This is a genomic window from Pseudomonas sp. Pf153, from assembly GCF_001269775.1.
GTDB lineage: Bacteria > Pseudomonadota > Gammaproteobacteria > Pseudomonadales > Pseudomonadaceae > Aquipseudomonas > Aquipseudomonas uvaldensis.
In genome coordinates, this window is sequence record NZ_LHVL01000018.1 from 408705 (window position 1) to 434001 (window position 25297).

Sequence of the window (25297 nt, forward strand, 5' to 3'; positions counted from 1 at the left end):
TTTCGGCGGCTTGTGTGGGTGGGGCCCGCTGTGTATCTTGAGCAGCCCTTGGCCGTTTGGGCGGCCACGATCCAGTTTTCCGAGATTGGCCCCACGAGGCGAATCCGAGCGTTTTACATAAAAAAATTGAGGAGCACATCGATGCGCGTCATTCTGCTGGGAGCTCCCGGGGCCGGTAAAGGTACTCAGGCTAAGTTCATCACTGAAAAATTCGGTATCCCGCAAATCTCCACCGGCGACATGCTGCGAGCGGCGGTCAAGGCCGGCACTGAGTTGGGCATCAAGGCCAAGGGCATCATGGACGCTGGCGGCCTGGTGTCGGATGACCTGATCATCGCATTGGTCAAGGATCGTATCGCTCAACCCGACTGCGCCAACGGTTTCCTGTTCGACGGTTTCCCACGCACCATTCCACAGGCCGAAGCCCTGGTGGAAGCCGGTGTGGAACTGGACCATGTCGTGGAAATCGCCGTGGATGACGAAGAGATCGTCCAGCGTATCGCCGGGCGCCGTGTTCACGAGCCATCGGGCCGCGTCTACCACACCGTCTACAACCCGCCAAAACTGGCTGGCAAGGACGACATCACCGGTGAAGAACTGGTGCAGCGCAAGGACGACACCGAAGAAACCGTGCGTCATCGCCTGTCGGTCTACCATTCCCAGACCAAGCCACTGGTGGCCTTCTACCAGGACTTGTCCACCAAGACCCAGGGCAAGCCAAAGTACAGCCACATCCCGGGCGTCGGTTCGGTCGACGCGATCACCAGCAAAGTGCTTGAAGCGCTGAGCTGAGAGATCTGATCCGCTGTCTCGACTCCGGCCCGCTTGCGGGCCGGAGTTGTTTATACTGGCGCACTTTTTCCTACCTGATTGACGGACACACCGATGAGCACCTTGCTGGCCCTGGACACCGCGACTGAAGCTTGCTCCGTTGCCTTGCTGCACGACGGCAAGGTCACGAGCCATTACGAGGTGATTCCGCGCCTGCATGCCCAGAAACTGTTGCCGATGATCCAGCAATTGCTCAGCGATGCCGGCACGACCTTGCAGGCGGTGGATGCAATTGCCTTCGGTCGTGGCCCAGGGGCCTTCACCGGCGTGCGCATCGCCATCGGCGTGGTGCAGGGGCTGGCGTTTGCCCTGGAGCGCCCGGTGCTGCCCGTCTCGAACCTGGCGGTGCTGGCCCAGCGGGCATTGCGCGAGCATGGCGCCCGTCAGGTGGCGGCTGCCATCGATGCGCGCATGGATGAGGTGTACTGGGGCTGCTACCGGGAAACCGCTGGCGAGATGCGCCTGGTGGGGGCCGAAGCGGTTCTGCCACCCGAAGTCGCGGCGTTGCCGGCAGGCGCCGAGGGGGAGTGGTTCGGCGCCGGCACCGGTTGGGGCTACGGCGAGCGAATTGCCGTGAAGCTCAGCGGCCAGGACGCCACCTCGTTGCCTCACGCCGAAGACCTGCTCACCCTGGCGCGTTTTGCCTGGGAGCGTGGCGAAGCCATTCCGGCCGATGATGCCCAGCCGGTTTACCTGCGGGACAAGGTCGCCACGCCTAAATCCGAACGCTAACCCCGGCTTTAAAGGCGGTGGGAGCAAGCCTTGCTCCCACAAAATGAACTGGACCCCAAAAGTCACACCCAATATTACCAGTCGTCATTTTTTTACCCGGTTTTTAAACCTTTTGGCCTTTATGTGTTCTAGTTATCACTTGCGCATTTGCGCGGCTTTAAAAGTGCCGCTAAATTGCCATCATTGATACCGAGCATTCTGTTATGCGTATAGACGGCGTTTCTTCTCAGTCCTATCCCATCAAGCGCAGGCCCCGTACGGGCAAGATCGCTGATCAGGAGACCTTCGACGACTTCGATGGCGAACTGGAGTTTCCGTCTGAAGAGCAATTGGCTGCCCGTGCCGCCAAAGCCTCCGCACAGCGCCTGAGCAATCTTCCCGCCCGCCAGCAAGACATGATTTACCATCGCGCCATGACTCGAAGCGTGGCGACGGCCTTGGCGAGCTACTTGAGCACCGCCGGTTTCGTCGACTGGGATATGGAAGTGCTGGGGCTCGACCTCTACATCTGATGGTATTGCCTTATTACCTGGGCTGTCCGTCCTGGAGCGAAAACGCCTGGCGCGATTACCTTTATCCCCAGGATGCCAGAAGCTCCGATTTCCTGAATCTCTACGCTCAAGTGTTCAACGCCGTGGAAGGCAACACCACCTTCTACGCGAGCCCGTCAGCGGCTATCGTGCAGCGCTGGGCCGATGTCATGCCTGAGCATTTTCGCTTCACCGCCAAGTTTCCCGGTGACATCAGCCACGCTGGCGATCTGCGCGAGCACCAGGCGGCCGTCGATACCTTCCTGCAATTGCTCAGCCCGCTTGGCGGGCGTGTCTCGCCGTTCTGGCTGCAACTGTCCAAGGCCTTCACCCCGAATCGACTGCCCGAGTTGGCCGGGTTCATCGACGCCTTGCAGCGTCCTCTGGCGGTAGAAGTCCGCCACGATGAATTCTTCGCCAAAGGCGATGCCGAGCGGCGTCTCAATCGCTTGTTGCTGGACCGTGGCGTAGAGCGCATCTGCCTCGACCCACGGGCTTTGTTCAGTTGCACCTCGACCGATCCGGCGGTGCTCCATGCTCAATCGAAGAAGCCACGGGTGCCGCCCCGCCCGGCAGCTTTCACCCAATACCCGCAAGTGCGTTTCATCGGTCATCCGGTGCTGGAGGCCAACGAGCCGTTCCTGACGCCCTGGGTGGAGAAAATCGCCGGCTGGATCGAAGAAGGGCGTACGCCTTATATCTTCTTGCATACCTCCGATAACCTGCTGGCGGCGAAACTCGCACAACATTTCCACCGGCGATTGATGTCTCGATTGCCTGGCCTGCCGGCCCTGCCTGAGCTATACAGAGAGCCCGCCGCCGAGCAACTGGGTTTGCTCTGAGGCGATATCTTCTCTGCTCAGGAGCGACATTCATGGATGCACAAACCCGTCGAGCCCAGGCGTTCAAGGCCTTGCATGAACGCGAAGGGGCCTTTGTCATTCCCAATCCGTGGGATGCCGGTTCCGCGAAAATGCTGGCAACGCTCGGCTTCGAGGCGCTGGCGACCACCAGTGCCGGTTTTGCTTTCTCCCTGGCCCGGCCCGATGGTGCCCTGGCGCTGGAGGACACGCTTGCCAATGTCCGGGCCATCGTGGCGGCCACTGACTTGCCGGTGGCGGTCGACCTGGAGAACGGCTTTGCCGATGGGCCCGAGGATTGCGCCCGCAACCTGCTTCGTGCGGCGCACGCCGGTGCGGTCGGGGGATCCATCGAAGATGCCACGGGGCGCGAAGAAAGCCCGATCTATTGCTTCGACCATGCCGTGGCGCGGATCAAGGCCGCAGCCGACGCGGTGCGCAGCCTGCCGTTTCCTTTCCTGCTGACGGCCCGCGCGGAAAACTTCCTGCACGGCAATCCCGATCTGGATGACACGATTCGTCGATTGAAGGCGTTCGCCGACGCAGGTGCCGATGTGTTGTATGCCCCGGGGTTAAGCACTGCCGAGCAAGTGCTCGCCGTGGTTCAGGCCGTGGCACCGAAGCCGGTCAACGTGTTGATGTCCGGGGCGCTGGACTTGACGGTTGCGCAGCTGAGCGAATTGGGCGTCAAGCGTATCAGCGTCGGTTCGGCCCTGGCCCTGGCGGCGTATGGCGAATTCTTCCGCGCTGCCGAGGAAATCCAGCAGCAGGGCACGTTCACCTTTACAAAACGCTCGATGCCGTTCAAGCAGGCCAACGAGCTGTTCAAGGGCTGATGATCGAGGCATGGCCGTGCGGGTTCTGAAAGGTTTGCTGGTGGTGGGGCTGTTGGTGGGCGTTGCGTTATTCGCGGTATGGCGGGGTTGGCTGTCGCTGCCGCCGCAGTGGAATCCCTGGGCGCCCCTGGATGTCAACGTCCCGCCGAACCTGCTGACCCGCTACAAGCTCATGGCCCTGCGCAACGACCCGCAGCTGTGCGACCAGGCCCTCGCGACATCCGGGTTGCGGACCGCTCGCCAGGCCGACAGTGGCGCCAAGTCTGATTGTCCGCTGACCAACGTGTTGAGGGTGCAGGGTGGCGAGGTGGCATTGAGTAGCAGCTTCCTGGCCAGTTGTCCGTTGGCGGTGGCGTTCGCCCTGTTCGAGCGCCATGCATTGCAGCCGGCGGCTATAGGTGCCTACGGGCAGAAAGTGACGCGGGTGGATCACCTGGGCAGTTTCGCCTGCCGCAACATGTACGGTCGGGAAACCGGTGCGCGCAGCCAGCATGCCACGGCCAGTGCGTTGGACATCGCTGGGTTTCGCCTGGCGAACGGTCGCACGATCAGCGTGCTCAGGGATTGGCCGAAAGACAGCAACGACGCTCGCTTCCTGCGCCAGGTACGCGACGGCGCCTGTGACATGTTCAGTGTGGTCTTGAGCCCGGATTACAACGCGGCGCACCGCAACCATTTCCATCTGGACGTGGGGCCGTGGTGGATCTGTCGGTAGAAGTATTTGTGTACAGGGCACCCGTCAGGCGGCGATACGCAGGTTCTGCAATACGATCGGGCGTGCCCAGCGGGTATCGAAATCCAGGGCTTTCTGCTGGGCCACGATTTCTTCTTCCGGGAATGGCGGGAAGGGCTTGTCCAGCAGGTCCAGTTCGAACTCGGCAATCGGCAGGTGCAGCGGGCGTGGCTGTGGAGCCGGGCCAGGTTCGGGCAGCGGTTGGCCGGCGGCGAGGACGATCGGGCGAACCCAGTGGCTCTCGAAGTTCTGCTGTTTTTGCTGGGCGGTGATCTCTTCTGGCGGGAAGGGTGGGAACGGTTTGTCCAGCAAGTCGAGTTCGAACTCAGCGATGGGCAGGAACAACGGCTCCGGTGGTTTGACCGGGGTGTCTTTCACGTCGAGAGTGCGTTGGCTGACGATGTGATCCAGCAACTCGGCGCCGAGGGTCGGTTCAACCGCTTCATCGAGGGCGACGGGCTGATAGCTGCCAGGCGCCGGTGCGTTTTCACCCAGTTGATCGGCCAGGGCCCGGGCAAAGAAATCCTGCCACAGGTGACTGACACCGCTCAGCGCTTGGGTGTTACGCAGGCTGTAATCGCCGTAAGGGGAGATAACGCCTATCGATGTGGATTGAATGTCTGACATTTTTTTCGGTCGACGCTCAGCTCTGGCAAAATGCCGTTCACCGTTGTTATCGGCCGTTTTTGCCGATCCTTAATTTTTTGAGTGTGTTTTCCATGAGCGAGCAACCTGCGGCCTGCCGCATCCACGTCCAGGCCCTGGCCCCGGCCTTCCAGCCTCAGGCTGAGCATTGGGCCCAGCGGCTTGGGCTGCCCCTTCAGGTGGATGAGAGCGAGTTTGCCTTGCAGATCGGCGAGCAGGGGCTGCAATTGCAGCAATTGGGGCCGGATGCGCCGGGGCCGGTGCGGGTGGATTTCGTCGAGGGCGGGGCGGCTCATCGCCGGTTGTATGGCGGCGGCAGCGGGCAGATGATCGCCAAGGCGGTCGGTATCGCCCAGGGTGTACGTCCACGCGTGCTGGATGCCACGGCCGGGCTGGGCAAGGACGCCTTCGTGCTGGCCAGCCTCGGCTGTGACATGAGCCTGATCGAGCGCCAGCCACTGATCGGTGCCTTGCTGGAGGACGGGCTGGCTCGTGGGGCCGAGGATTTCGACGTGGCCCCCATTGTGGCTCGTATGCACCTGCTCAAGGGCAATTCCATCGAGTTGATGCGTAACTGGGAAGGCGAGCCGCCCCAGGTGATCTACCTGGACCCGATGTTTCCCCACCGTGAGAAAACCGCTCTGGTGAAGAAGGAGATGCGTCTGTTCCGTCCTCTGGTGGGGGATGACACAGATGCCCCTGCATTGCTGGCAGCGGCCCTGGCCCTGGCGACCCATCGGGTGGTGGTCAAGCGCCCACGCAAGGCGCCGTGCATCGAAGGACCTAAGCCGAGCCATGGGCTGGAGGGCAAGTCCAGTCGTTACGATATCTATCCCAAGAAGGCGCTCAAGCCCTGATGTGGGAGCAAAGCTTGCTCGCGATAGCGGACCAGCCAGTATGAATGTTGAATGCGAAGCTGCTATCGCGAGCAAGCTTTGCTCCCACAGGCCCTTCCAGCCACCCAATACCTAAGGGCGATAAGCCCGCATGAACAACCCCACCACTTCCCGCACATGGGCCTCGGCCGCTTCGGCATCCAGCGGCGCGCCGCAGCCGTACAACAGCCGGAAATTCGGTGCACCCTTGATCAGGCAGAAGAAATGCTCGGCGGCATGGCGGGGTTTGTCGATGGACAGGGCGCCACTCTGGCTCATCTTGCCCAACAACCGTTCCATGCCGCAGAGCATCCGCTGTGGACCGGCTTCGTAGAAAATCGTCGAGAGTTTCGGATCCTGGCTGCCCAGGGCCATGATCAGCCGGTGCAGATTCACCGATTCAGCGCTGCTGATCAGTTGATGGAAGCCACGGGCGATGTTCAGCAGGACGTTTTCAATCGGCACGCCTTCAGGCCATTCGAAAAACAGCGGCGGTACCTGCTCTTCACACTTGGCGATCACGGCAGCGGAAAACAGTGTTTCCTTGTCGTTGAAATGGCTATAGACCGTCAGCTTCGACACGCCCGCCTCGGCGGCCACCGCGTCCATGCTGGTGCTGGCATATCCCATACTGAGAAACAGCCGTTTTGCCGCATCGAGAATGGCCTGGCGCTTGGCCAGATCCTTCGGACGGCCAGGGCCGCTGGGCGGGGAAAGATTGTTCGACATTCTTCGCTTTAATACTGGACTGGTGAGTTTGCTATTAATAACATACTCGCCAGTATAATTATTCCAAGCACCCTTAGCGAAAGGTCTCTCGTCATGTTCCGCTATGCGTCGTCCCTCGCCCTGCCAGTCAGTCTGGTTTTTTTATTGTCTGCGTGTGGCCATGACGAGCCGGTGTCCGTCGCCGTGCGCCCCGCCATGGTGGTCAAACCGGAGCCTTCGGCTCAGGCGACGCAAAGCTATCCCGGAGAAGTGCGGGCTCGTTTCGAGCCGGACCTGGCGTTTCGCATCGGCGGTAAAGTGAGCCGACGACTGGTCGAAGAAGGCCAGCGGGTCAAGGCCAATCAACCGCTGGCCGAACTGGACCCCCAGGATGTGCGCCTGCAACTGGAAGCTACCCGGGCCCAGGTCGCCGCCGCCGAGGCTAATCTCAACCTGGTGCGTGCTGAACGTGACCGCTACAAGACCTTGCTGGATCGGCAGATGGTCAGTCGCTCGCAGTACGACAACGCCGAAAATCTCTACCGTTCCGGCGCTGCCCGGCTCAAGCAGATCCAGGCCGAATTCGACGTCGCCAACAACCAGGCCAGCTATTCGGTCCTGCGCGCGCCCCAGGATGGTGTGGTGGCGCGGCGTTCGGTGGAAGTCGGACAGGTGGTGTCGGCCGGGCAGACCGTCTTCACCCTGGCCACCGATGGCGAACGTGAAGTGCTGATCAGCCTGCCGGAACAGAGTTTCGGTCGGTTCAAGATTGGTCAGCCTGTCTCGGTGGAGCTGTGGAGTCAGCCCGACCAGCGCTTCAGTGGGCATATTCGAGAACTCTCGCCGGCAGCGGACCCCAAATCCCGAACGTTCGCTGCTCGCGTAGCGTTCACGTCGGGCAGCGTTCCGGCTGAGCTGGGCCAGAGTGCGCGGGTGTTTATCCAGGCCGCGGACAAGGTGCCACTGTCGGTTCCACTTTCGGCGCTCACCGCCGAGAACGGCGCGACCTATGTCTGGGTGGTCAACCCCGACAACACGCTGAAAAAAGTCCCGGTGCGCGTTGGCGCCTTCGGCGAAAAGACCGTGCCGGTGCTTGAAGGCCTGAACCCCAATGATTGGGTGGTGGCGGCCGGCGTGCATGTGCTCCTCGACGGCCAGCAGGTACGGCCGGTGGATCGCTCCAACCGCGTGGTCAATCTGGCGGCCAAGGAGTAATCCCGATGGGTTTCAATCTTTCCGAATGGGCGCTGCGTAACCGCCAGATCGTACTGTTCCTGATGCTGTTGCTGGCTATCGTTGGTGCCCTTTCCTACACCAAGTTGGGTCAGAGTGAAGACCCGCCGTTTACTTTCAAGGCCATGGTCATCCGCACCAACTGGCCGGGCGCCACGGCCGAGGAAGTGTCCCGCCAGGTGACCGAGCGCATCGAAAAGAAGCTGATGGAAACCGGCGACTACGAGCGCATCGTTTCTTTCTCCCGCCCGGGCGAATCCCAGGTAACGTTCATGGCCCGCGACTCGCTGCATTCAGCGCAGATCCCCGAGCTGTGGTACCAGATCCGCAAGAAGGTCAGCGACATTCGCCATACTTTGCCGCCGGGCATTCAGGGACCGTTCTTCAACGACGAGTTCGGGACCACCTTCGGCAATATCTACGCCCTGACCGGCGACGGCTTCGACTACGGCGTGCTCAAGGACTACGCCGACCGCGTGCAGATCCAACTGCAACGGGTCAAAGACGTGGGCAAGGTCGAGCTGATCGGCCTGCAGGACGAGAAGATCTGGATCGAGCTGTCAAACGTGAAGCTGGCGACTCTGGGCTTGCCTTTGGCAGCCGTTCAGCAGGCCCTCGAAGAACAGAATGCGGTGTCCACCGCCGGCTTCTTCGAAACGGGCACGGAACGGTTGCAACTGCGGGTATCGGGGAATTTCCAGACGGTAGAAGAGATCCGCCGCTTTCCGATCCGGGTCGGCGACCGTACGTTCCGTATCGACGATGTGGCGGATGTGCGTCGTGGATTCAACGATCCACCCGCGCCACGCATGCGTTTCATGGGCGAAGACGCCATCGGCCTGGCCGTGGCCATGAAGGAGGGTGGCGACATCCTGATCCTGGGCAAGGCCCTGGAGGCCGAGTTCGCTCGAATCCAGAACAATCTCCCGGCCGGCATGCAGCTGCGCAAGGTGTCTGACCAGCCGGCGGCCGTGAAGACAGGCGTCGGCGAGTTCGTCCGGGTGCTGGTGGAAGCATTGGTCATCGTGTTGCTGGTGAGCTTCTTCTCCCTGGGGCTGCGCACCGGGATGGTGGTGGCCCTGGCGATTCCGCTGGTGCTGGCGATGACTTTCGCAGCGATGTATTACCTGGGGATCGGCCTGCACAAGATTTCCCTGGGCGCGTTGGTCTTGGCGCTGGGGCTGCTGGTGGACGATGCCATCATTGCAGTCGAGATGATGGCAATCAAAATGGAGCAGGGCTTCGACCGGATCAAGGCCGCCAGCTTCGCCTGGACCAGCACGGCGTTCCCGATGCTCACCGGTACGCTGATCACGGCGGCGGGCTTCCTGCCGATCGCCACGGCGCAATCGGGCACCGGCGAATACACCCGTTCGATCTTCCAGGTCGTGACCCTCGCGCTGGTAGCGTCCTGGGTGGCGGCGGTGGTGTTCGTGCCTTACTTGGGGGAAAAACTCCTGCCGGACCTGGCGAAAATTCATGCGGCCAAGCACGGCACCGGTGACGGGCATCCGGACCCTTACGCCACCCCGTTCTACCAGCGTGTCCGGAGACTGGTGGAGTGGTGCGTACGGCGACGCAAAACCGTGATCATGTTGACTGTGCTGCTGTTCGTGGGCTCGGTGGTGCTGTTCCGTTTTGTTCCGCAGCAGTTCTTCCCGGCGTCGGGCCGGCTGGAGCTGATGGTGGACCTGAAGCTTGAGGAGGGTGCCTCCCTGAGCAACACCGCCGAGCAGGTCAAGCGCCTTGAAGCCATGCTCAAGGACCATCCGGGCATCGACAATTATGTGGCCTATGTCGGTACTGGTTCACCGCGCTTCTACTTGCCTCTGGATCAACAGTTACCGGCGTCGAGCTTCGCCCAATTCGTGGTGCTGGCCAAGACCATCGAGGACCGTGAGCCGTTGCGCAGTTGGCTGATCACCACGCTGAACGAGCAATTCCCGACCCTGCGCTCACGGGTCACGCGCCTGGAGAACGGACCGCCGGTGGGTTACCCGGTGCAGTTCCGGGTCACCGGCGAACATATCGAGCAGGTCCGCGCCCTGGCACGCAAAGTGGCGACGAAGGTTCGCGAGAATCCCTATGTGGCCAATGTGCATCTGGATTGGGAAGAACCGAGCAAGGTCGTGTACCTGAATATCGATCAAGAGCGTGCCCGGGCCTTGGGTGTGAGCACCGTCGACTTGTCGAAATTCCTGCAAAGCTCCCTCATCGGCTCCAGCGTCAGCCAGTACCGGGAAGACAACGAGCTGATCGAGATCCTGCTGCGTGGCACCGTGCAAGAACGCACCGAACTGTCGCTGCTGCCAAGCCTGGCGGTGCCCACCGAGAATGGCGCCAGCGTGGCGCTGTCGCAGATCGCAACGTTGGAGTACGGCTTCGAAGAAGGTGTGATCTGGCACCGCAACCGGCTGCCGAGCGTGACCGTGCGGGCCGATATCTACGGCAAGGAGCAGCCGGCGACGCTGGTGCAGCAGATCTTCCCTACACTGGAACCGATTCAGGCCGAATTGCCGGACGGCTATTTGCTGGAGGTCGGGGGCACGGTCGAGGACTCGACCCGTGGCCAGAAATCGGTGAACGCCGGTGTACCGCTGTTCATCGTGGTGGTGTTGACGCTGCTGATGTTGCAACTGCGCAGTTTCTCGCGTACGGCCATGGTCTTTCTCACGGCGCCCCTGGGGCTGATCGGCGTGACGCTGTTTTTGCTGGTATTCCGCCAGCCGTTCGGCTTCGTCGCCATGCTGGGCACCATTGCGCTGTCGGGGATGATCATGCGCAACTCGGTGATCCTGGTGGATCAGATCGAACAGGACATCGAGGCCGGCCTCACGCCGTGGCAGGCGATCATCGAAGCCACGGTGCGTCGCTTCCGGCCTATCGTGCTTACCGCACTGGCGGCCGTGCTGGCGATGATCCCGCTGTCACGCAGCCTGTTCTTCGGCCCGATGGCCGTGGCAATCATGGGCGGGCTGATTGTGGCGACGGCGTTGACGCTGCTGTTCCTGCCAGCGTTGTATGCGGCGTGGTTCAGGGTCAAGAAAACCTGACTGCAGTTCTCTGACCGCCAAAAAACAATGTGGGAGCGAGCCTGCTCCCACAGGTGTTTTGTGCTAGGTGTCAGAGCGCGCCGAACACCTTCTTCGCCAGACTGGTCGCCGCCGCTGCCGGGTTCTCGCGAATGGTGGCTTCCTGCTTGCCGATCATTTCGAACAAGCCATCCAACGCTTGCTCGGTCACGTAGTTTTCGACGTTGGCGCTTTTCGCATCCAGCACACCGAAGGTCGCGGCCTGGCCGGCGAAGGCGTTGTATTTCTGGGCCAGGCCGACCTTGTCGGTGGCTTGCTTGACGATAGGCAGGAACTTGGCGCGGATCTGTTCGCGGCTGCTCTTGTTCAGGTACTGGGTGGCTGAATCGTTGCCACCGCTCAGAATAGCCTTGGCGTCGTTCACGCTCATGTTTTTCACTGCGTTGACCAGGATCGGCTGGGCCTGGACAACCGCGGCCTCGGCAGCCTGGTTCATGCTGGTTTCCAGCTGATCGACCTGATCGCCCATGCCGAAAGCTTTCATCTTGCTGGCAACTTTACCGAGCTTGCCCGGCAATTCGATCTTCACGTCCGGGTTGTTGCTGAAACCGCCGGGCGTGCCCAGTTGCTTGACCGCGATTTGTGCGCCTTGGGTCAAGGCATCCTTGAGACCGCCCGTGGCATCCGATTGCGACAGATCGCCCAGGGACAGGGCCATGGCATGGGCGCCGAACAACAGGCCGGCGCACAGGCCGGTGAAACGCAGGGTGGAACGGAACATGAGAGCGTCCTTGGTGAAGTAAAAGGAATCAGCGTGCCGCGTTGACGCGGATCTTCAATGGTTGTGGATCGTTGCCATCGAGGTGCACGGTGTGTTGTTCGGTGGTGACGAACATCAGTTGACCGTCGACTTCAATCCGAGCGCTGACGGCATAACGATGGCCTGGCTTGACCAGGGCCGGATCATAACTGAGGTGGAACGGCAGCGGGACCTGGCCGTTGACCGGGCCGCTCTGTTCATCGAGCACCACGGCCGGGGCATCGGCCAGGGATACGTCCTGCAGGCTCACGCTCAAGATCGCGGAGGGGGGCAGGGCGATGCGTTGCAGATAAAACACTTCGCCGTCGAGGCTGTGCTTGCCCGCCAGTGGCGCGCTGGAGCAGGCACTGAGGAGTGCGGCGAGGGCAATGATAAGAAGCTTGTTCATGGGGCAGTCCTTGATTGAAGGCGCCAGTCGACGAACTGGCGCCTGTGGGAAGATCAGTCCCGGGACACCGGGGCAACCTGATCCGCCGCGTCTTCACTGCGATGCAACGCCACTTGGCGGATCGACAGGCGAATCTCCGCCGGCAGCACCCGTTTCGCGGCGCCTTCGGCCAGTTCGCCCAACAGCTCGTGATAGCTTAGCTTGCCCGCTTCGTCCCGGCGCAGCACGTCGAGGTCCAGCAGGGTCTGGATGAAGTGGCGGAACAGGCTCTTGTCGAAGAACTCCGGGGCGTTCAGGCCATGAAGGATCGACAGGCGCTGGGCCATCACGGTACAGAGATCTTCCAGTTCCTCGGCGCTGATGCTGTTCTGGCCGCTGTTGAGCAGCAGCGAGACGGTCATGTAGAAGCGCTGCAAGGTCTGGGCGATGCTCTTGGACAGCAGCGTCAACAGCACGAAGTGCCGCGAGCTCGGGGCCGGGCGCAGGTACAGGTCCTTTTCGAAACGCAGCAGGCCTTGTTCAACGAACGCTTCGAGCCACTGGTCGACTACACCGTCGAGTTCTTCCGGCGACCAGCGGATGAACAGCTCCGATTGCAGGTATGGGTACAACGCGTGGGTGTAGCGCAGGATCTGCTCGCGGCTCATGCGCGAAGTGCTCTGGAAGAAACTGGCCAGTAACGCCGGCAGGGCAAAGATGTGCAGCACATTGTTGCGGTAGTAGGTCATCAGTACCGCGTTCTGCTCGTCCAGATACAGGATCTTGCCGAGGGCATCGCTCTGTTCCGACAGCAGGTCCATGCCCTTGACGTGCTCGATCAACGCCCGGCCGTCGCCCGCGGGCAGGGTGGTGTGGGGCGAATACGGCACTTTGCGCAGCAACGCCAGGTATAAATCCAATACACGGGCCATGGCGCGGTCGTCCAGGGCCAGGCGGCTGGTGGACAGCAGGGCCAACGCCACAAGGTTGACCGGGTTGATCGCGGCGGCTTCGTTCAGGTGCCGCGCCACGCGCTCGCCCAGGCGATGGGTGGTTGCGTTGAGCCAGGCCGGCTTGAATTGCGGGCCGAGTTCCTGCTGGCGCCAGCCGGGCTGCTCACCGTCGAGGAATTCGGCCAGCTTGATCGGTTCGCCGAAGTTCACTGCCACCTGGCCGAAGCGTTGCTTGAGGGCGCCGATGACCTTGAAGATATCGAAGATCGATTCCTTCTTCTTGCTGGCTCCGCGCAGTTCGCCCAGGTAGGTGCGGCCTTCCAGTACCCGCTCATAGCCAATGTAGACCGGCACGAACACGATGGGCGTGCGCGATGAGCGCAGGAAGCTGCGCAGGGTGATGGCGAGCATGCCGGTCTTGGGTTGCAGCATGCGTCCGGTGCGTGAGCGACCGCCCTCGACGAAGTACTCCACCGGGAAGCCCTTGGTGAACAGCGTGTGCAGGTATTCGTTGAACACAGCGGTGTAGAGCGGGTTGCCCTTGAACGTACGGCGCATGAAAAACGCTCCGCCACGGCGCAGCAGGCCACCGATGACCGGCATGTTCAGGTTGATGCCGGCGGCAATGTGCGGTGGCGTCAGGCCGTTTCGGAACAGCAGATACGACAGCAACAGGTAATCGATATGGCTACGGTGGCAGGGCACATAGATGACCTCGTGACCGGGCGCGATCGCTTGCACATTCTCGATGTGGTTGACCTTGATGCCATCGTAGATCTTGTTCCAGAACCAGCTCAGCACCACTTCGAGGAAGCGGATCGCGGTGTAGGTATAGTCCGAGGCGATTTCGTTGCCGTAGCGCAGGGCCTGGGCCTTGGCTTTCTCGGCAGAAATCTTTTCCCGTTCGGCCTCGTCGGCAATCGCCTGCTTGACCAGCGGCTGGTTCACCAACCCTTTGACCAGGTTGCGTCGGTGGGAAATATCGGGCCCGATCACCGCTGCTTTCAAGTTGCGAAAATGCACCCGCAGAATCCGCTGGGCCATGCGCACGGTACGTTCGTGGCCCTTGTCGTGCTCGATCAGCTCGCGCAGGTGGATCGGCGCGGAGAACTGCACGCGGGTCTTGCGACCCAGGATCATGATGCTCAACAGGCGGCGCAGACGCCCGGTGACCGCCCAGCTGTCGGCGAACAACAGCTTCCACGGGCTGGACTCGCTGTCCGGTGATTGGCCCCAGAACACGCTCACGGGAATGATCTGCGCATCTTCGGCGGCGTCATGGCTCAGCACGTTGACCAGCCGCGTCAGCGTTGGCGGCGCGCCGCGTTTGTCCTGGCGCCCGAGCCAGTCCGGGGCCGGTGTCAGATAGAAAAATGCCGCCGGTTCCAACAGCTGGCCCACCGACACCGGCAATACCGGACGGGGCAGGCCGGCCTTGGTGCACTCGGTGTCGAGCACCGCCAGGTCGGTGAGCGAAGGGTCTTGCAGGACGTAGAACACCGGACGGCTGCGGTCGAGATTGAGGGTGAAGGACGACTGGTTGATCGTTTCGGAGCGAACCCAGAGGTACAGCAGTCGGCGCAGGGTGCCAAACACAAGACGGCGGAGCGGAGAACGGGTCATACGGCTTCTGCGTGAGTGGATGAAACCGAGCGGATGCTCGGGCTCGCTAGTTTGCAGGATTCATCGAAAATCGGCAAAAAAGCGGCGAAGTAAAGTCAGTTGAGAGTTTTTGCGGCTGTCTTATACTCGGTCGGCTGGCTGCCTCCGCCTCCCTCATGGACGGCTGGACGGTGGCGAAAGTTCGAACAGCCGACCTAAAAATAAGAATGGGAGTGAGCATCATGGCAGCACGTGAAACCGGCAACGTGAAGTGGTTCAACGACGCGAAAGGCTACGGCTTCATCCAGCGTGAGGGCGGAGCAGACGTATTCGTGCATTACCGTGCGATCCGTGGCGAAGGCCACCGTTCGCTGACCGAAGGCCAGAAGGTCGAATACGCGGTGGTGGAAGGGCAGAAGGGCTTGCAGGCTGAGGATGTGGTGGGGTTGTAAACCCTGATTACACAGAACTCATTGTGGGAGCGGGCTTGCTCGCGAATGCAGTGTGTCAGTCGATACTTTCATTGCCTGACACACTGCACTCGCGAGCAAGCCCGCTCCCACATGAGATCTGCGTTCACATTGAAGCAGACTACCTCAAGCCGTTCGCCAGGTAATCTCCTCTTCCCCATCGGCACTGATCCGAATCCAGCGATCAGCTGAATCCTCGCCTTCCTCTTCCACCCACGAACCGGGCGCGCAGCGCACTTCGACGTTCAGCGCGGCGTAGGCGGCGCGGGCGCAGGCGATGTCGTCGTCCCATGGGGTCTGGTCGCTTTCCAGGTACAGGCTGTTCCATTTGCCGACGGCCTTGGGCAGCCAGGTAACCGGGATGTTGCCGGCCTTGCATTTGTAGGTCTGGCCCTTCTGGGTCCAGTCGCTGCACGGGCCCAGGGTCTGGCTCAGCCAGGCGGCGATGGCCTTGTGGTCGACGTCGGCGTCCTTGAGGTAAATCTCGATATCAGGTTGGCGCATGGATGTCCTCGCTGCGGTCTTGAAAAATCCATTCGCGGATTTGATCGGTTATTGAAGAACGAAATAATCGTAGCGCATCGACACGGTGACCTCGAACGGCTCGGCCTGTTCGATCACGCTGGTGCGGCGTTCGGCGCTGGCGCGCCAGCCGTGGGGCGTCATCGCCAGCAGATTGGCGCGGTCCTGGCCGTTGTCGAGCGTGAGCTTGAATTCCAGGGTTTCGCTGTGATCCAGCGCCATGCCCGCCGGCACCAGGGCCAAATGCTTATCATCGGTGTATTCGCGCACTTCGTCATACAGCCGCTCGCGCAGTTCCATCAGGTGGCCGCGGGTGGGGCCGACTTTCATCAGGCCGCCACCGGGGCTGAGCAGGCGCTTGGCTTCCTCCCAGTCCAATGGGCTGAACACGCTCGCCAGGAACTGACAGCAACCGTCCGCCAGCGGAACCCGGGCCATGCTGGCGATCAACCAGGTCAGGCGCGGGTTGCGTTTGCAGGCGCGCTTGACCGCCTCGCGGGAGATATCCAAGGCGTAGCCATCGGCCTCGGGCAAGGCGTCGGCGATCTGCGCGGTGTAGTAACCCTCGCCACAGCCAATGTCCAGCCAACGCCCCGGCGCTCGTTCTGCGGCCAGTTCGGCGAGCCGCCGGGCCACCGGCGCGTAGTGCCCGGCGTTGAGGAAATCGCGACGGGCTTCGACCATGGCCTGGTTGTCGCCCGGGTCGCGACTGTTCTTGTGCTGCACCGGCAAAAGGTTCAGGTAGCCCTGGCGTGCGCGGTCGAACCGATGGCCGGCCGGGCAGGCCACACCATTATCCACCGAATTGAGCGGTTCACTGCAGATCGGACAGGCGAGCATCAGGCGAGCAACTTGATCAGCGTCTTGTAGTAAATCTCGGTCAGCACGTCGAGATCGGCTGCCAGCACACGCTCATTGACCTGGTGGATGGTCGCGTTGACCGGTCCCAGCTCCACCACTTGGGTGCCCATGGTGGCGATGAAGCGACCATCGGAGGTGCCGCCGCTGGTGGACGCGTGGGTTTCGCGGCCGGTGACGTCCCTGATGCTCGACGATACGGCGTCCAACAACGCACCCGGTTCGGTGAGGAACGGCAGGCCGGACAGCGCCCAGTCGATGTGCCAGTCCAATTGATGCTTGTCGAGAATGTCGGCGACGCGCTGTTGCAGGCCTTCGACGGTGGATTCGGTCGAGAAACGGAAATTGAACACCGCCTCCAGCTCACCGGGGATCACGTTGGTGGCGCCGGTACCGGCGTTGAGGTTGGAGATCTGGAAACTGGTGGGCGGGAAAAAGTCGTTGCCATGATCCCAATGTTCCGCGGCCAATTCCGCCAGGGCTGGCGCGGCCAGGTGGATCGGGTTTTTCGCCAGGTGTGGATAAGCCACGTGGCCCTGCTTACCGCGCACGGTCAATTTGGCGCCGAGGGAGCCGCGTCGGCCGTTCTTCACTACGTCGCCCACGAGGGTGGTGCTCGACGGTTCGCCAACGATGCACCAGTCCAGTCGCTCCTGGCGGGCCTTGAGGCGCTCCACGACGGCTTTGGTGCCGTGGTGTGCCGGGCCTTCTTCATCGCTGGTGATCAGGAAAGTCACCGAGCCCTTGTGGTCCGGGTAATCGGCGACGAAACGTTCGGCTGCCACCACCATGGCCGCCAGGCTGCCTTTCATGTCCGCTGCGCCACGGCCACAGAGCATGCCGTGTTCATCGATGACCGCATCGAACGGGTCGAGCTGCCATGCCTGCACCGGACCGGTGGGCACCACATCGGTGTGCCCGGCGAAACACAGCACCGGTCCGTCATGCTTGCCATGGCTGGCCCAGAAGTTATCCACATCTTCGATGCGCATCGGCTCGAGCGTAAAGCCCGCGTTGCCCAGACGCTGCATCATCAGTTTCTGGCAATCGGCATCCACCGGCGTCACGGACGGGCGGCGGATCAGGTCGCAGGCGAGTTGCAGGGTCGGCGAGAGGTCGGCGGGGGCCGTCATGGAAAGCTCCGGATCAGGGAATAAAGGCGGGACCCTTGTGGGAGCGGGCTTGCTCGCGAAGGCGGTGTGTCAGGCAATTGATAGATGACTGAATATACCGCCTTCGCGAGCAAGCCCGCTCCGACAGGTCTGAGTCCGGCCGTTGGTTAGTGTTCGGCCAGCACTCACAAGATGGCGGTTATCTTATAGCAAAACGACGACTGTTTGGTTTCCGGTGCCCTATAATGCGCGCCGGTTTTTGGGGTAACGGTCATGAGTACAGAAGATCCACGGTTTGCCGGCATCGCTCGGTTGTATGGCATCGAAGGTCTGGAGCGCCTGAGGGCGGCCCACGTGGCGATTGTCGGGGTGGGCGGTGTCGGTTCCTGGGCGGCGGAGGCCATTGCCCGCTGCGGTGTGGGCGAGATTTCCCTGTTCGACCTGGACGACGTCTGCGTCAGCAACGCCAACCGTCAGTTGCACGCCCTGGACAGCACGGTCGGCAAGCCCAAGGTCGAGGTGATGGCCGAGCGGCTGCGCGGCATCAATCCCGACTGTACGGTGCACGCGGTGGCGGATTTCGTCACCCGTGACACCATGGCCGAATACATCACACCGAACATCGACTGTGTCATCGACTGCATCGACAGCGTGAATGCCAAGGCGGCACTGATCGCCTGGTGCAAGCGCCGCAAGATCCAGATCATTACTACGGGTGGCGCGGGCGGGCAGATCGACCCGACGCTGATCCAGGTCTGCGATCTGAACCGCACGTTCAACGATCCGCTGGCGTCCAAAGTGCGCTCGACCTTGCGCCGCGACTACGGCTTTTCCCGCACCGTGACCCGCCACTACAGCGTGCCGTGCGTGTTCTCCAGCGAGCAACTGCGCTACCCGAAGCCGGATGGCAGCATCTGCCTGCAGAAGAGTTTTGTCGGCGACGGCGTGAAGCTCGACTGCGCCGGCGGGTTTGGCGCGGTGATGATGGTGACGGCAACGTTCGGCATGGTCGCGGCGACCAAGGCTGTGGATAAGATCGTCGCGGGTGTGCGGCGGCCGGCTGACCGGGTCAAGCCTCAGACTTGAGGGTGTCGCTGATGGCCTCTTCGCGAGCAAGCCCGTTCCTACAGTGGATATGGGGTGTACACAAGATTTGTGTTCGATGAGATCCCCTGTGGGAGCGGGCTTGCTCGCGAAGCTATTAGCGGTTCCGAGTCAACTCAACCATCCGCTGCAATACCGCATTCAACCCATTACTGCGCGAAGATGAAAGCTGGCGTGACAATCCCAGCTGATTGAACCAGCCCGGCAGATCCACCTGCTGCAATTCGGCGGCGGACAGTCCGTTGACCCGCGCCAGCAGCAACGCCACCAACCCCCGGATCAACCGCGCATCGCTGGCTGCGCGGAATTGCCAGTGACCATCCTGCAACCGTCCCACCAACCACACCTGGCTTTCACAGCCGCTGACCAGGTTGGCCTCGCATTTGTCCGCGTCGCTCAGGGGTGGCAGGCGCTCGCCCCATTGCATCAACAGCCGGGCGCGTTGTTCCCAGCCTGAGGCGTCCTGGAAGATCTGCAGCGCCGCGACGGCGTCGTCCGGCAGGTTCATCGCAGCATCTCCAGGGCCTGATCCATTGCTTCGAAGAAACGTTCGATGTCGGCGGAGTCGTTATACAGCGCCAGCGACACCCGGATCGCCCCCGACAAATGCAGATGCTTAAACAGCGGCATGGCGCAATGATGTCCGGCGCGTACGGCGATGCCTTGCTCGGTCAACAGATGGGCGAGGTCGGCGTTGTGAATGCCCTCGACCACGAAACTGACCAGCGCCAGGCGTGGGTTGCCTACCAGACGCACGCCGTTGCGCGCGAGCAGGCCGTGGAGCAGATAGTCGTGCAGCGCCGTCTCGTGATCGACGACCGCTCGGGCATCGAGACCGGACAGGTAATCCAGGGTCGCCCCCAGGCCGATCACGCTGGCAATGGGCGGTGTGCCGGCCTCGAAGCCCAGCGGTGCGGGGCGGAAACTGGCGCTGTGGTAATCGGCCTGCTGCACCATCTCGCCGCCGAATTGCCAATGACGCAGCTTGCCAAGAGCTTCATCGCGACCGAACAGGACGCCGAGCCCTTCGGGGCCGTAGAGCTTGTGGCTGGAAAATACGTAAAAATCACAACCCAGGGCGTGCACGTCATGGCGACCGTGGACCACGCCCTGCGCGCCATCGATTACCGTCAGCGCCCCTTGGGCCTTGGCCAGCGCCAACAGCGCCGGCAAGGGTTGCCAGGTCCCCAGCACGTTGGACAACTGACTCACCGCCAGCAGCCGTGTACGCGGACCGATGAGTTCAGCGGCTGCGTCGAGGTCAATCACCCCACAGGCATCGAGTGGCAACACCACCAGCTTCAGCGAACGGCGCTCGGCCAACTGCTGCCAGGGCAACAGGTTGGCATGATGTTCCAGGGCGCTGATGACGATCTCATCGCCCGGAACGAATAGAGGCTCCAGCCCATAGGCCAGGAGGTTCAGCGCCGAAGTGGCGCCATGGGTAAAGACGACCTGCCCGCAGCTCCCCGCATTAAGCCATTGCGACACTTTGAGGCGGCTGTCCTCGAACGCCTGGGTGGCGTGGGCGCCCGGCAAATGCTGCGCACGGTGCACGTTGGCGGCGCCATTGGCGTAGTAGTGCGCCAGGGCGTCCAACAGGGCTTGGGGTTTTTGCGTGGTGGCGGCATTGTCCAGGTAGGTCTGGCCTTGCCGTTGAAGGGCGGCGATGGCCGGGAAATCGGCACGCCAGGGGGAGGGAATCAACATGCTTTCGGGCCCTGCTGGAGTGACGCCGTCACCTGTGGGGGTAAGTGTGCTCCCACAGGTGACGGTGAAGCGGCTTAGTTATGCGCGTGCAGTGCTTCGTTCAGCTCGATGGCCGACTTGTGGGTCTTGCACTCCACCGCACCCGTCTCGGAGTTGCGACGGAACAGCAGGTCCGGTTGGCCGGCCAGGTCGCGGGCCTTGACCACTTTGACCAGTTGGTTGTTCTCGTCCAGCAGCGCGACCTTGGTGCCAGCGGTCACGTACAGGCCCGATTCCACGGTATTGCGGTCGCCCAGCGGGATGCCGATGCCGGCGTTGGCGCCGATCAGGCAGCCTTCGCCGACCTTGATCACGATGTTGCCGCCGCCCGACAGGGTGCCCATGGTCGAGCAGCCGCCGCCCAGATCCGACCCCTTGCCGACGAACACACCGGCCGAGACACGACCTTCGATCATGCCCGGGCCTTCGGTACCGGCGTTGAAGTTGACGAAACCTTCGTGCATCACGGTGGTGCCTTCGCCCACATAGGCGCCCAGACGCAACCGCGCGGCATCGGCGATGCGCACACCGGCCGGAACCACGTAGTCGGTCATTTTCGGGAACTTGTCCACCGAGAACACTTCCAGCAACTCGCCGCGCAGGCGGGCTTCGAGCTGGTGCTCGGCCAGTTCGCTCAGGTCGATTGCACCCTGGCTGGTCCAGGCGACGTTCGGCAGCAGGGGGAAGATGCCGGCCAGGTTCAGGCCGTGAGGCTTGACCAGGCGATGGGACAGCAAGTGCAGCTTGAGGTAGGCCTCAGGCGTGGAGCTCAGTTGGGCATCTTCGGCCAGCAGGGTGGCGACCAGAGGCTTGTGGCTCTCGGCCAGGCGAGTCAGCAGCTTGGCTTGCGCGGCATCGACGCCCTTGAGGGCTTCGGCCAGTTGCGAGGCTTGAGCGGTGGTGAAGGTGATGGCCTGGTTGCCTTCACTGTAACCCAGGATCGGCGCGACGGCCTTGACGATATCGGCCGACGGATTGAGCAGTGGCTGTGCGTAGAACACTTCCAGCCAGGCGCCTTGACGGTTTTGAGTGCCGACACCGAAGGCCAGGCTGAACAGAGTAGTGGACATGAACGTTACCTCAAAAAAATGGACAGGGCAGGCTTACTGAAGCGCCGCCGCGTAGATATCAGGCTTGAAGCCAATCAGGGTTCGGTCACCGAGATCGAGCACCGGGCGCTTGATCATCGAGGGTTGGGCGAGCATCAGTTCGATGGCTTTCGTCTGGTCGAGATCGGCTTTGCGTTCGTCGTCGAGCTTGCGAAAGGTCGTACCGGCACGGTTCAACACCACTTGCCAGCCATGCTCGTTGCACCATTGGGTCAGGTGCTCACGGTCGATGCCGGCAGTCTTGTAGTCGTGAAATTCATAGCGTACTGCGTGTTCATCGAGCCAGGTGCGCGCCTTTTTCATCGTGTCACAGGCTTTGATGCCGAAAAGGTGCAACGTTTTGCTTGAATCGGTCAAGGAACTGCCCCCTTTGCAGGTGCTGGAAATAAAAGGTGAAGGATTATGCCATGACCGGACGGTTGTGGGAGCGAGGCTTGCCCGCGATGAGCGTTGACGCGATCTCCTGGCGGACCGAGGTGCTTTCATCGCGAGCAAGCTTTGCTCCCACCGCTTGCGCACTAAAGAGCTGCTGCGACATAGGTGTAACGGCCAAGTTAATCCTAGGCGGTTAATATGGCACTTCAACGGCAAGCTGTTGCCGGATGTGTGTCGCTGCAAGTGGAAACCGTTATGCAAAGCGCTTATACCGTCCTGATCCTGTTGATGTTGGTGGGCGTGTCGCGCCTGATCGGACGGTTGATCCCACTGCCCCTGCCACTGGTGCAGATCGGCGCCGGAGCCGTGCTGGCCTGGCCCTCCCTGGGCCTGCACGTGGCCCTTGATCCTGAGCTGTTCCTGTTTCTCTTCCTGCCGCCGCTGCTGTTCTCCGATGGCTGGCGCATGCCCAAGCGGGAGCTGTGGCGCCTGCGTGGGCCGATCCTGACGCTGGCGGTGGGGCTGGTGTTGTTCACGGTGGTGGGCGCCGGCTACTTCATTCATTGGCTCCTGCCGAGTATCCCGTTGCCGGTGGCCTTTGCCCTGGCGGCGGTGTTGTCGCCTACCGATGCCGTGGCTGTCTCGGCGATTGCCCGGGATCGCTTGCCCGCACCGCTGATGCACATGCTACAGGGCGAAGCGCTGATGAACGATGCGTCGGGCCTGGTGACCTTCAAGTTCGCCCTGGCGGCGGCCATCACCGGGGTGTTTTCCCTGGCCAATGCCAGCCTGACGTTCGTGCTGGTGGCGGTAGGTGGACTGCTCGTCGGGGTCGCCTTGAGCTGGTTGATGGGACGCCTGCGAGCCTGGATGGTCGCCCGGGGCTGGGACGACCCGGCCACCCATGTGGTGTTCATGTTATTGCTACCCTTCGCCGCCTACGTGGTGGCAGAGCGACTGGGCGCCTCGGGCATTCTCTCGGCGGTGGCGGCGGGGATGATGCAGAGCTGGCTCGACCTGCTGCCACGCCAGACCGGCACGCGGCTGCTCAATCGCAGTGTGTGGACGTTGCTGGAGTTCGCCTTCAACGGTTTGATCTTCCTGCTGCTGGGCTTGCAGTTACCGGACATCATCAAGGCCGTGACCAGCCACGAAACCACGCTGTGGCCAACCCTGTTCTATCGCTGCCTGGATGTCGTGGTGATTTTCCTGGTGCTGCTGGTGCTGCGGTTCGTCTGGGTGCAGAGCATCTGGCGCCTGTCCGGGTTGTTGCGGCGCTGGCGTGGCCAGGGGGAACTGACACTGGTGCCCACCGCGCGCTCCTGCTGGCTGCTGACGTTCGGTGGCGTGCGCGGCGCGGTGACCCTGGCGGGCGTGCTGTCGGTGCCGATGCTGTTGGGCGCGGGCGAGGCGTTTCCCGAGCGGGACCTGCTGATCTTCATTGCCGCCGGGGTGATCCTGTTGTCATTGATCGCGGCCTGCATTGCCTTGCCGCTGTTACTGAAGGGCATCGAAAAAAGCCCCGATGACAAGCGCCGCAACGAAGTCCGCGAGGCCTGGCGCAAGACCGCTGAAGCGGCGATCCGCGCGCTGGAAGTGGAGGAGCCGAGCGAGGCGACAAGTACACCGGATGCGGCCCAGGCGGCGCTGGCTACTGAGGTCAAGGCGCGGTTGATGTCCGAGTATCGTCATCAGCTCGACGTGTTCAACGACTCCGCCGAGGCCCAGGCGTTGGCATTCGAAATGGACCTGCTGGAGCGCCGGCTGCGCTTGAAGGCTTATCGGGCGCAACGGCTGGAGTTGTATCGCCTCAGTCGTCATCACCAGATCGGGGATGATGTACTGCGTGAGGTGCTGGGGGAGTTGGATCTGGCGGAGGCGAATTTGGGGTTGGGTAAATAGTAGTTTTGCGCAGGACTCATTGTGGTGAGGGGATAAATCCCCTCGCCACAGAACTTCAGTGTTCAACCGAAACGGTCCATCACCCCCGACGCTGGATGAACGCCCGAATCCGCTCCGCCGCTTCCACACACTCCGCCAGCGGCGCAACCAGGGCCATGCGCACGCGCCCGGCCCCTGGATTGACGCCATCCACATCGCGGGACAGATAGGATCCCGGCACCACGGTCACGTGTTCCTGTTCGAACAGGTCGCGGCAGAACGCTGCGTCATCGCCAGCCACATTCGGCCACAGGTAGAAGCTGCCATCAGGACGTTGCACGTCCAGCACCGGGCTGAGGATTTCCAGCACGGCGTCGAATTTCTCTCGGTACAGCGCCCGGTTGGCCCGCACGTGTTCTTCGTCGTTCCATGCAGCGATGCTCGCCAGTTGGGTCTGAACGGGCATCGCGCACCCGTGGTAGGTGCGGTACAGCAAAAAGCCCTTGAGCACGTCCGCGTCGCCAGCGACGAAGCCGGAGCGCAGGCCTGGCAGGTTGGAGCGCTTGGACAGGCTGTGGAACACCACGCAACGCTTGAAGTCCTTGCGACCCAGTTCGACGCAGGCATTGAGCAGGCCCGGCGGCGGGCTCTGTTCGTCGAAATACAGTTCGCTGTAGCACTCGTCCGCAGCGATCACAAAATCGTGCTCGTCGGCCAAGGCGATGAGCTTCTTCAGTACATTCACCGGAATCAGGGCGCCGGTCGGGTTGCCAGGGGAGCACAGGAACAGGATCTGGCAGCGTTTCCAGATGTCTGGCGACACGGCGTCGAAGTCCGGATTGAAACCGTTTTCGTCCAGGCACGGCAGGTAATGCGGCTTGGCCCCGGCCAGGAACGCGGCGCCTTCATAGATCTGGTAGAACGGGTTCGGGCTGACGACCAATGCGTCGTCGCCACGGTTGACCACGGTCTGGGTGAAGGCGAACAGCGCTTCGCGGGTGCCGTTGACCGGCAGCACGTGGCGCGCCGGGTCGATCCAGCCGTTCGGTACATTGAAACGACGTTCGCACCAGCCGGTGATGGCTTCACGCAGTTCCGGGATGCCGAGGGTGGTCGGGTATACAGCCATTTTTTCCAGATTACTGGCCAGGGCTTCAGTCACGAAGCTGGGCGAGCGATGTTTGGGCTCGCCGATGGACAGGGCGATCGGGCGCTTGTCCGGGTTTGGCGTGACGCCGCCCAGCAGGGCACGGAGCTTTTCGAACGGGTAGGGCTGCAACTGGTTCAGAGCGTTGTTCATCGAGGGCCTCTTCGAAAGTGGGGCGCTGTCCTTTGTGTGTGGGAGCGGGCTTGCTCGCGA

25 protein-coding genes are annotated in these 25297 nt (G+C 62.1%); 12 read left to right on the top strand and 13 right to left on the bottom strand.

All coding sequences use genetic code 11. From position 1 onward, the window contains the following. Nucleotides 1–141: 141 nt before the first annotated feature. From adk to AD666_RS14020, 6 genes are all read left to right on the top strand, one after another. Complete coding sequence (adk, locus tag AD666_RS13995) at nucleotides 142–792, top strand: adenylate kinase (protein WP_053152677.1); 651 nt, start codon at nucleotides 142–144, stop codon at nucleotides 790–792. A gap of 93 nt (nucleotides 793–885) precedes the next feature. Beyond that, nucleotides 886–1563 (top strand): tRNA (adenosine(37)-N6)-threonylcarbamoyltransferase complex dimerization subunit type 1 TsaB, encoded by a 678-nt coding sequence (tsaB, locus tag AD666_RS14000; protein WP_053152679.1) that lies wholly within the window; start codon nucleotides 886–888, stop codon nucleotides 1561–1563. Between the two features lie 203 nt (nucleotides 1564–1766). Further along, the gene (locus AD666_RS14005; protein WP_053152682.1) at nucleotides 1767–2075 is read left to right on the top strand and encodes a hypothetical protein; all 309 of its coding nucleotides are present in this window, start codon (nucleotides 1767–1769) and stop codon (nucleotides 2073–2075) included. Next, nucleotides 2075–2935, top strand: coding sequence for a DUF72 domain-containing protein (locus AD666_RS14010; RefSeq protein WP_053152683.1), 861 nt, complete (start codon nucleotides 2075–2077; stop codon nucleotides 2933–2935). Before AD666_RS14005 ends, AD666_RS14010 begins: the two co-directional genes overlap by 1 nt. Before the next feature lie 32 nt (nucleotides 2936–2967). Continuing rightward, nucleotides 2968–3789 (top strand): oxaloacetate decarboxylase, encoded by an 822-nt coding sequence (locus AD666_RS14015; RefSeq protein WP_053152685.1) that lies wholly within the window; start codon nucleotides 2968–2970, stop codon nucleotides 3787–3789. Nucleotides 3790–3805: 16 nt separating this feature from the next. After that, on the top strand, nucleotides 3806–4504 hold the full coding sequence (locus AD666_RS14020; protein ID WP_082339790.1) for an extensin family protein: 699 nt from the start codon (nucleotides 3806–3808) through the stop codon (nucleotides 4502–4504). Nucleotides 4505–4528: 24 nt separating this feature from the next. Here the strand turns inward: AD666_RS14020 and AD666_RS14025 are convergent, their stop codons facing one another. Next, nucleotides 4529–5149, bottom strand: coding sequence for a hypothetical protein (locus AD666_RS14025; RefSeq protein WP_053152690.1), 621 nt, complete (start codon nucleotides 5147–5149; stop codon nucleotides 4529–4531). 92 nt (nucleotides 5150–5241) lie between these two features. Between AD666_RS14025 and AD666_RS14030 the strand changes: the two genes are divergently transcribed. Next, nucleotides 5242–6024, top strand: a complete 783-nt coding sequence (locus AD666_RS14030; RefSeq protein WP_053152692.1) for a class I SAM-dependent methyltransferase — start codon at nucleotides 5242–5244, stop codon at nucleotides 6022–6024. Between the two features lie 111 nt (nucleotides 6025–6135). Here the strand turns inward: AD666_RS14030 and AD666_RS14035 are convergent, their stop codons facing one another. Next, nucleotides 6136–6771 carry a TetR/AcrR family transcriptional regulator gene (locus tag AD666_RS14035; protein WP_053152694.1) on the bottom strand — a complete coding sequence of 212 codons (636 nt, stop codon included), beginning with the start codon at nucleotides 6769–6771 and terminating at the stop codon, nucleotides 6136–6138. Between the two features lie 93 nt (nucleotides 6772–6864). Between AD666_RS14035 and AD666_RS14040 the strand changes: the two genes are divergently transcribed. Both AD666_RS14040 and AD666_RS14045 read left to right on the top strand, forming a co-directional pair. Further along, nucleotides 6865–7965 carry an efflux RND transporter periplasmic adaptor subunit gene (locus AD666_RS14040; RefSeq protein WP_053152696.1) on the top strand — a complete coding sequence of 367 codons (1101 nt, stop codon included), beginning with the start codon at nucleotides 6865–6867 and terminating at the stop codon, nucleotides 7963–7965. 5 nt (nucleotides 7966–7970) lie between these two features. Next, nucleotides 7971–11036, top strand: a complete 3066-nt coding sequence (locus AD666_RS14045) for an efflux RND transporter permease subunit (RefSeq protein WP_053152698.1) — start codon at nucleotides 7971–7973, stop codon at nucleotides 11034–11036. 70 nt (nucleotides 11037–11106) lie between these two features. Here the strand turns inward: AD666_RS14045 and AD666_RS14050 are convergent, their stop codons facing one another. From AD666_RS14050 to plsB, 3 genes are read right to left on the bottom strand one after another with little or no spacing between them, the layout of a single operon-like run. Continuing rightward, a complete protein-coding gene (locus tag AD666_RS14050; protein ID WP_053152700.1) occupies nucleotides 11107–11796 on the bottom strand; it encodes a DUF4197 domain-containing protein in 690 nt (229 codons plus the stop codon). Between the two features lie 28 nt (nucleotides 11797–11824). Continuing rightward, a complete protein-coding gene (locus AD666_RS14055) occupies nucleotides 11825–12223 on the bottom strand; it encodes a YbaY family lipoprotein (RefSeq protein ID WP_053152702.1) in 399 nt (132 codons plus the stop codon). Between the two features lie 53 nt (nucleotides 12224–12276). Next, nucleotides 12277–14778, bottom strand: a complete 2502-nt coding sequence (gene plsB / locus AD666_RS14060; RefSeq protein WP_053152704.1) for a glycerol-3-phosphate 1-O-acyltransferase PlsB — start codon at nucleotides 14776–14778, stop codon at nucleotides 12277–12279. 221 nt (nucleotides 14779–14999) lie between these two features. On the opposite strand from plsB, the gene AD666_RS14065 reads away from it, so the two are divergent. After that, nucleotides 15000–15209, top strand: coding sequence for a cold-shock protein (locus AD666_RS14065; protein WP_053152705.1), 210 nt, complete (start codon nucleotides 15000–15002; stop codon nucleotides 15207–15209). Nucleotides 15210–15353: 144 nt separating this feature from the next. On the opposite strand, the gene AD666_RS14070 is transcribed toward AD666_RS14065, so the two are convergent. From AD666_RS14070 to dapE, 3 genes are read right to left on the bottom strand one after another with little or no spacing between them, the layout of a single operon-like run. Next, nucleotides 15354–15731, bottom strand: coding sequence for a hypothetical protein (locus AD666_RS14070; RefSeq protein ID WP_053152707.1), 378 nt, complete (start codon nucleotides 15729–15731; stop codon nucleotides 15354–15356). Between the two features lie 48 nt (nucleotides 15732–15779). Continuing rightward, complete coding sequence (locus AD666_RS14075; protein ID WP_053152709.1) at nucleotides 15780–16589, bottom strand: putative RNA methyltransferase; 810 nt, start codon at nucleotides 16587–16589, stop codon at nucleotides 15780–15782. Further along, a complete protein-coding gene (gene dapE / locus AD666_RS14080) occupies nucleotides 16589–17740 on the bottom strand; it encodes a succinyl-diaminopimelate desuccinylase (RefSeq protein ID WP_053152711.1) in 1152 nt (383 codons plus the stop codon). The genes AD666_RS14075 and dapE overlap by 1 nt, the downstream gene beginning before the upstream one ends. A gap of 252 nt (nucleotides 17741–17992) precedes the next feature. On the opposite strand from dapE, the gene tcdA reads away from it, so the two are divergent. After that, nucleotides 17993–18805 (top strand): tRNA cyclic N6-threonylcarbamoyladenosine(37) synthase TcdA, encoded by an 813-nt coding sequence (gene tcdA / locus AD666_RS14085; protein ID WP_053152714.1) that lies wholly within the window; start codon nucleotides 17993–17995, stop codon nucleotides 18803–18805. Nucleotides 18806–18920: 115 nt separating this feature from the next. On the opposite strand, the gene AD666_RS14090 is transcribed toward tcdA, so the two are convergent. From AD666_RS14090 to AD666_RS14105, 4 genes are all read right to left on the bottom strand, one after another. Then, complete coding sequence (locus AD666_RS14090) at nucleotides 18921–19331, bottom strand: SufE family protein (RefSeq protein WP_053152716.1); 411 nt, start codon at nucleotides 19329–19331, stop codon at nucleotides 18921–18923. Beyond that, entirely contained in the window at nucleotides 19328–20533 is a 1206-nt protein-coding gene (locus tag AD666_RS14095; RefSeq protein ID WP_053152718.1) for a cysteine desulfurase, read from the bottom strand. The genes AD666_RS14090 and AD666_RS14095 overlap by 4 nt, the downstream gene beginning before the upstream one ends. Before the next feature lie 74 nt (nucleotides 20534–20607). Further along, the gene (gene dapD / locus AD666_RS14100; RefSeq protein WP_053152720.1) at nucleotides 20608–21642 is read right to left on the bottom strand and encodes a 2,3,4,5-tetrahydropyridine-2,6-dicarboxylate N-succinyltransferase; all 1035 of its coding nucleotides are present in this window, start codon (nucleotides 21640–21642) and stop codon (nucleotides 20608–20610) included. A 33-nt stretch (nucleotides 21643–21675) separates the two neighbouring features. Further along, the gene (locus AD666_RS14105; protein WP_053152722.1) at nucleotides 21676–22038 is read right to left on the bottom strand and encodes an ArsC family reductase; all 363 of its coding nucleotides are present in this window, start codon (nucleotides 22036–22038) and stop codon (nucleotides 21676–21678) included. A gap of 273 nt (nucleotides 22039–22311) precedes the next feature. Between AD666_RS14105 and AD666_RS14110 the strand changes: the two genes are divergently transcribed. After that, nucleotides 22312–23958: a Na+/H+ antiporter gene (locus tag AD666_RS14110; protein ID WP_053152724.1), complete on the top strand. Its 1647-nt coding sequence runs from the start codon at nucleotides 22312–22314 to the stop codon at nucleotides 23956–23958. Between the two features lie 79 nt (nucleotides 23959–24037). Here the strand turns inward: AD666_RS14110 and dapC are convergent, their stop codons facing one another. Further along, entirely contained in the window at nucleotides 24038–25237 is a 1200-nt protein-coding gene (gene dapC, locus AD666_RS14115) for a succinyldiaminopimelate transaminase (RefSeq protein ID WP_053152726.1), read from the bottom strand. Nucleotides 25238–25297 lie beyond the last annotated feature (60 nt).

Coding starts and splice junctions, on each gene's coding strand:
- tcdA (WP_053152714.1), top strand. CDS start 17,993: ATGAGTACAGAAGATCCACGGTTTGCCGGCATCGCTCGGTTGTATGGC.
- AD666_RS14025 (WP_053152690.1), bottom strand. CDS start 5,149: ATGTCAGACATTCAATCCACATCGATAGGCGTTATCTCCCCTTACGGC.
- AD666_RS14035 (WP_053152694.1), bottom strand. CDS start 6,771: ATGTCGAACAATCTTTCCCCGCCCAGCGGCCCTGGCCGTCCGAAGGAT.
- dapD (WP_053152720.1), bottom strand. CDS start 21,642: ATGTCCACTACTCTGTTCAGCCTGGCCTTCGGTGTCGGCACTCAAAAC.
- adk (WP_053152677.1), top strand. CDS start 142: ATGCGCGTCATTCTGCTGGGAGCTCCCGGGGCCGGTAAAGGTACTCAG.
- AD666_RS14015 (WP_053152685.1), top strand. CDS start 2,968: ATGGATGCACAAACCCGTCGAGCCCAGGCGTTCAAGGCCTTGCATGAA.
- AD666_RS14055 (WP_053152702.1), bottom strand. CDS start 12,223: ATGAACAAGCTTCTTATCATTGCCCTCGCCGCACTCCTCAGTGCCTGC.
- AD666_RS14075 (WP_053152709.1), bottom strand. CDS start 16,589: ATGCTCGCCTGTCCGATCTGCAGTGAACCGCTCAATTCGGTGGATAAT.
- dapE (WP_053152711.1), bottom strand. CDS start 17,740: ATGACGGCCCCCGCCGACCTCTCGCCGACCCTGCAACTCGCCTGCGAC.
- tsaB (WP_053152679.1), top strand. CDS start 886: ATGAGCACCTTGCTGGCCCTGGACACCGCGACTGAAGCTTGCTCCGTT.
- AD666_RS14040 (WP_053152696.1), top strand. CDS start 6,865: ATGTTCCGCTATGCGTCGTCCCTCGCCCTGCCAGTCAGTCTGGTTTTT.
- plsB (WP_053152704.1), bottom strand. CDS start 14,778: ATGACCCGTTCTCCGCTCCGCCGTCTTGTGTTTGGCACCCTGCGCCGA.
- AD666_RS14030 (WP_053152692.1), top strand. CDS start 5,242: ATGAGCGAGCAACCTGCGGCCTGCCGCATCCACGTCCAGGCCCTGGCC.
- AD666_RS14070 (WP_053152707.1), bottom strand. CDS start 15,731: ATGCGCCAACCTGATATCGAGATTTACCTCAAGGACGCCGACGTCGAC.
- AD666_RS14090 (WP_053152716.1), bottom strand. CDS start 19,331: ATGAACCTGCCGGACGACGCCGTCGCGGCGCTGCAGATCTTCCAGGAC.
- AD666_RS14110 (WP_053152724.1), top strand. CDS start 22,312: ATGCAAAGCGCTTATACCGTCCTGATCCTGTTGATGTTGGTGGGCGTG.
- AD666_RS14095 (WP_053152718.1), bottom strand. CDS start 20,533: ATGTTGATTCCCTCCCCCTGGCGTGCCGATTTCCCGGCCATCGCCGCC.
- AD666_RS14065 (WP_053152705.1), top strand. CDS start 15,000: ATGGCAGCACGTGAAACCGGCAACGTGAAGTGGTTCAACGACGCGAAA.
- AD666_RS14010 (WP_053152683.1), top strand. CDS start 2,075: ATGGTATTGCCTTATTACCTGGGCTGTCCGTCCTGGAGCGAAAACGCC.
- AD666_RS14045 (WP_053152698.1), top strand. CDS start 7,971: ATGGGTTTCAATCTTTCCGAATGGGCGCTGCGTAACCGCCAGATCGTA.
- dapC (WP_053152726.1), bottom strand. CDS start 25,237: ATGAACAACGCTCTGAACCAGTTGCAGCCCTACCCGTTCGAAAAGCTC.
- AD666_RS14050 (WP_053152700.1), bottom strand. CDS start 11,796: ATGTTCCGTTCCACCCTGCGTTTCACCGGCCTGTGCGCCGGCCTGTTG.
- AD666_RS14005 (WP_053152682.1), top strand. CDS start 1,767: ATGCGTATAGACGGCGTTTCTTCTCAGTCCTATCCCATCAAGCGCAGG.